5 protein-coding genes are annotated in these 4,683 nt (G+C 59.6%); 3 read left to right on the plus strand and 2 right to left on the minus strand.

Features of this window, described 5'->3' with window-relative positions; all coding sequences use genetic code 11:
• The first annotated feature begins 1,010 nt into the window (after positions 1 to 1,010).
• On the plus strand, positions 1,011 to 1,736 hold the full coding sequence (locus QOC89_RS13430; RefSeq protein WP_323045456.1) for a hypothetical protein: 726 nt from the start codon (positions 1,011 to 1,013) through the stop codon (positions 1,734 to 1,736).
• A 42-nt stretch (positions 1,737 to 1,778) separates the two neighbouring features.
• On the opposite strand, the gene QOC89_RS13435 is transcribed toward QOC89_RS13430, so the two are convergent.
• Positions 1,779 to 2,471, minus strand: coding sequence for a YceH family protein (locus QOC89_RS13435; RefSeq protein ID WP_323045460.1), 693 nt, complete (start codon positions 2,469 to 2,471; stop codon positions 1,779 to 1,781).
• 292 nt (positions 2,472 to 2,763) lie between these two features.
• On the opposite strand from QOC89_RS13435, the gene QOC89_RS13440 reads away from it, so the two are divergent.
• A complete protein-coding gene (locus QOC89_RS13440) occupies positions 2,764 to 3,342 on the plus strand; it encodes an XRE family transcriptional regulator (RefSeq protein ID WP_323045457.1) in 579 nt (192 codons plus the stop codon).
• A gap of 12 nt (positions 3,343 to 3,354) precedes the next feature.
• A complete protein-coding gene (locus tag QOC89_RS13445) occupies positions 3,355 to 3,882 on the plus strand; it encodes a GNAT family N-acetyltransferase (protein WP_323045458.1) in 528 nt (175 codons plus the stop codon).
• Positions 3,883 to 4,209: 327 nt separating this feature from the next.
• Here QOC89_RS13445 and QOC89_RS13450 read toward each other — a convergent pair whose 3' ends face one another.
• Positions 4,210 to 4,605: a PaaI family thioesterase gene (locus tag QOC89_RS13450; RefSeq protein WP_323045459.1), complete on the minus strand. Its 396-nt coding sequence runs from the start codon at positions 4,603 to 4,605 to the stop codon at positions 4,210 to 4,212.
• Positions 4,606 to 4,683: the final 78 nt, after the last annotated feature.

The raw sequence follows: 4,683 nt of genomic DNA on the forward strand, positions 1-4,683 counted from the left end.
GATCTTCGCAGGCGACGCCGATGCCCGTGACGGTCACTATCTCACCGCGATCCGCGACGAACTCGACCGGCTCGCCGAGGATTCGCCGAACGTGCCGCCGCGCGTGTTCTATCGCACCCAGCGAACCCTGTCCGCCGAACCGCGCCGCAGCCGCGATGCCTGAGCGGCCCACTTGCCGGAAAAATTACCGCATCGCGGATATCAGCAACATTACCGGCGGCTCGCGTTGTTCTGCCAGCTGGAGTTGTCGAGAGTACGGGGGCGTCGTAAATGGTCTCTGTCGTCTGTAAATAGCATTAACCGTAATTGAAACCAATATGGTGGCATCTATAAGGGCGATTTTGTAGCCGCCTACATCGTTTGACCGCGCAGGGCAAACGGTTCATTCGCCCAAACAGGCGTCGCCCTCTAAAAATAGACCGATTTCTTGAGCCTGACTCGTGAGCAAAAATGCATTTCTCACTGCTTTAATCCAGATTGCATGACGTGAATCGACGGCGTCGGCATTGATATATGCTATAAGCATGGTCGACCTCTTGTCTCCTTCCGGTATTTCGATACGGGGTTTGTACGGCAACTCCACCGACTCTGATAACGACGTTGCCTACCCCAAATCAATCACAAAGCGGCGCTTGATATTCTTAAAAAAAAGCCCGCCACAGGCGGGCGTAATCACCATTATGGGCTCGGGGAAGCCGCAGTGACACTCAGGGAACAATCGAACTACATGGAAATCTTAGCTCATTAGCGGATGAGTCTGCGAGTAATTTTTCATAAAATTGAAAATAAAAATACCTATCGGGCATGGCTTATTTTTATGCGTATTGCAGGCGATCATCATATTCTGGTGAGAAAACTTTAAGCACTTGCACAAGAGACCCGACCAGTTAAGCATTTGCAAAATTTAACGTGCCCTTCTCGCCGCGATAAATCTTTAGTATTGTGTCGGTTCGCGCGTTTCCCAATAAAAATCCCGTAAAGCATGGAGGTTATAAATGACGAAAGCTCCCTTGCCCGGCACAACGGTCTTCAGGTCGACTATTACAAACGGCGCGCAATTTGAGGAATATGTCAACGCCATAGGGCGCCCGCTGTTCGCAGTCAGTTGTGGGGGCAATGATCCGGGCGCGGCGCGGGCTGCGCTGGATGAATGGTTTTTTGCCGATGATATTGAATCTCTGATGCGGGTATTCCTGGATTGGGACGCACGCGGTATCCACATGCAGCTGGAACAACCCGCAACCAACGAAGCAGAAGGCGGTGCGTCCTGGAGCGTCGTGGGCCTGCCGGTTCATTTCAACGATGCGGGGTCGAACCTGAATAGCGGGTTGCTCGGTGTGATGTGCAAGGCGCTGGGAGCGGATGGTGCGCGCCAGGCCTTCCTCGAATCGGTATTCAATGACGCGTGGATGTACGACTTCGTGACGCTGCGCGCGAACCGGTACGACAGCTTCATCGAGGAATGGAAATCCGACGACGACAAGAATTTCCGGCCGGATCACTATCGGGCCCAGAAGCATTTCGGGGTGATCGCCGATACCGGCGAACTGGGTGTCGACAGCAGGTCGCTGCAGTACTGGGTCTATATAGGCGTGGCGAGCGGCAGCCTGACGGCCCAACAACTCAAGGACACCGGCCTGACCTGCAAAGGGCTGATCGGTCAGGCGTGCGTGATCAATGGTCTCGGCGAGGTCGAACGGATCGGCAATATACCGATTCCGCGTGCTGCCAGTTGAACGTTCGGCTGCGGCCCGCCTACAGTTGAGTGGGGTATCCGCTCAAAGCTCCCCCACTTCAATCCCCAACTCCGCGGCCATGCGCCGCACTACCACCTGAAGCCGGCTCACCTCATCGGCGAGCCGCTTCTGCTCGGCTTTCACCGCCTCGAACGCCGACAGCGGCACAACCTCATCTTCATCGCCCGGCTGCGCAAGATCACTTGCACTGACCTCGCCGCAGAGCAGATGCGTCCAGCGGTTTTCGCGCTCGCCCGGCGTGCGGGCCAGCTTCACCACCCGCGACGGATCGTTGACAGCCAGCTCGTCGAGAAACGCCTCGACTGACGAGATATCGGCAAACCCATGCAAGCGCGCGCTGTTCAGGCGCAACTCAGCCGCAGTTTGAGGCCCGCGCAGAAGCAAAGTAGTCAGCAACGCAGCCGACTGACTCGGCAAGCCTAACACCCGATTCATGTTGTGCTCGAAGCGCGGCACACGGCTGCTGCTGCCTTCCATCACCAGGCTCAGGCGCTTTAATCCGTCGACGGCGGTCAGCACCTCGGCTTCGGTCGCGTTCATCACGGGTGCGCGGCCGGTCTTCTGATTGCATCCCAGGGTGAGCGCGTTCAGTGAAAGCGGATAACTGTCGGGCACGGTGTGCTGTTTTTCGACGAGCACGCCGAGCACGCGCCCCTCAAGCAAGGTCAAAGCGCGGATGGACGGGCGGGAAACAGCGTCGGGCGTGGAGTTCATGGAAATGTCGCGGCATGTGCCGCAGGGTCTCGTGAATGGTGTGCTTTTACCGATGCGCCGCGGCGTTTGCACAGCCGGGCGGCGGGTTTTGGTTTGTGAGCCCTATGATAAACGCCCGGGCGGCTCGCGGTGTATGAATCCCGGCATTGGCGGGGCGCGGCCGCCAGCTCCTACGTTTGAGCCTTGCTCCCGTCTCCCGTCTCCCGTCTCCCTGCAATGATGAAACGCGAGCCCTCGCACGCGCCATTTTGTTTGATGGACGAATTTCCATATTCGAGATAGTTTCCCATATATGGAAAATACACTTTCCGACGACAACGTCAACGCCATCGACCGCCGCATCGCTCAGCGTCTGCGTGGCCTGCGCGCTGAGCGCAACTGGTCGCTCGACGATCTTGCGAGGCTCAGCAACGTCAGCCGCGCCACGCTGTCGCGCCTCGAAAATGCCGCCGTGAGCCCGACGGCGAGCGTGCTCGGCAAGCTCTGCGTGGCCTACGGCTTGCCGATGTCGCGCCTCATGCGCATGGTCGAGGAAGACTTTGCACCGCTGGTGCCGCGCGAAGCACAGGCGGTCTGGAGCGACGCGAGCGTCGGCTTCCGGCGCCGTTCGGTGTCGCCGCCGGCCCAGGCGTTGAGCGGCGAGGCGCTGGAGTGCGAACTCGAGGCCGGTGTGCGGATCGATTACGACGCGTCGCCGAGGGCCGGTCTCGAGCATCATCTGATCCTGCTCGAAGGGCAATTGCAGATCACCGTCGACGGCCGCAGCCACGCGTTGCAAGCCGGCGACTGTCTGCGCTATCAGTTGTTCGGCCCCAGCGCTTTCGTCACGCCCGCACACAGCGCGGCCCGCTACATTCTTTTCATCGTCTGAGTTCGAACCGACATGCGCGCGACCACCATCACGACCTTCTCAGCCGACGACCTCGTTCGTCATTTATCCGAACTCGGCACGCTGCTGCATGCCTGCGTCCACGATGGCGCGAGCGTCGGCTTTGTCCTGCCGCATAGCGTTGAAGAGAGCGAGGCGTTCTGGCGCGGCAAAGTGCTGCCGTCGCTGCGCGCGGGCACGCTTGTGCTGTTTGTCGCCCGCCATGGCGAGTCGATTGCCGGCACCGTGCAACTGGATTACGACACGATGCCGAACCAGCGACATCGCGCGGAGGTGCGCAAACTGCTGGTTCATCCCGCACGGCGCCGCGAGGGCATCGCCAAAGCGTTGATGACGGAACTGGAAAGCCGTGCGCATCAGTTGCAGCGCAGCCTGCTGACGCTCGATACGCGCACCGGCGACAAGGCCGAGCCGCTCTACGCCGCGCTGGGCTATCGGACGGCAGGCGTGATCCCGCAGTTTTGCCGTGACACTCAGGAGGAGCGGCTGGACTCGACCACCATCATGTATAAGGCGCTTTGAGCGAGATGCAGATTGTCTGGCGCGCGGCAGCCAACACACGCGCGATGATGGTTCAATGGAGCGAGGCACAGCGAGCAAGCGTGTGATGCACGACCGGAATGTGCCCGATCGAGCTGGATGCCCCACCCAGAGCGCGCGGTGCTTGCGCAGCGAAAAACACGGGTAACGACGGGTCGCTGGGCCGAGGAACAACCTGGGAAGCGTGTGACGCACGACAGGAATGCCGTGATCGGACGAGGCGGCAAACGCGAAGCGCACCGTGGTCATCGATAAAAAGTGGCAGTTTGCCTTTCATGCCTTTCATGCTTTTCATGCTTTTCGAGCCATTCAACGCGTCCTCGAGTATTTGAAGGTGCCTTGCGCGCTGGCGATCAGCAGCTTGTCGTCCACCCACGCTTCGCCACGCGAGAAGAAAATCGAGCGTCCCTGACGCTCCAGGAAGCCCTTCGCGGTCACCGATTCGCCGAGTCCCTTGTCGAGATAGTTGGTGGTCAGTGACAACGTGAACGCGTGCCGTACCGGTTGCCCTGCTTCGGCATACACTCCCGCATACCCCGCCGCCGCGTCGAGCAAGGTCGCGATCGCGCCGCCTTGCAGCACGCCCTGGCGATTCAGTTTGCTGGCATCGAGCGGCATATACAGTTCGGCGTAACCGTCGCGCCATTGCGTCAGACGCACGCCGAGCGATTCGAGAAACGGATTGTCGATGGGAAAGTCGGACATGTGCTGGCCTTTGTGACATCGGTGAAGAATGGGAGCGCGCACGATGGGCGCTTGATGAGCTGTCAGCATACCAGGGTT

This window comes from Paraburkholderia sp. (assembly GCF_034668105.1).
GTDB lineage: Bacteria > Pseudomonadota > Gammaproteobacteria > Burkholderiales > Burkholderiaceae > Paraburkholderia.

Bases quoted from the DNA above. Each gene is read 5' to 3' on its own strand.
- QOC89_RS13450 (WP_323045459.1), bottom strand. From the start codon at position 4,605: ATGTCCGACTTTCCCATCGACAATCCGTTTCTCGAATCGCTCGGCGTG.
- QOC89_RS13445 (WP_323045458.1), top strand. From the start codon at position 3,355: ATGCGCGCGACCACCATCACGACCTTCTCAGCCGACGACCTCGTTCGT.
- QOC89_RS13440 (WP_323045457.1), top strand. From the start codon at position 2,764: ATGGAAAATACACTTTCCGACGACAACGTCAACGCCATCGACCGCCGC.
- QOC89_RS13435 (WP_323045460.1), bottom strand. From the start codon at position 2,471: ATGAACTCCACGCCCGACGCTGTTTCCCGCCCGTCCATCCGCGCTTTG.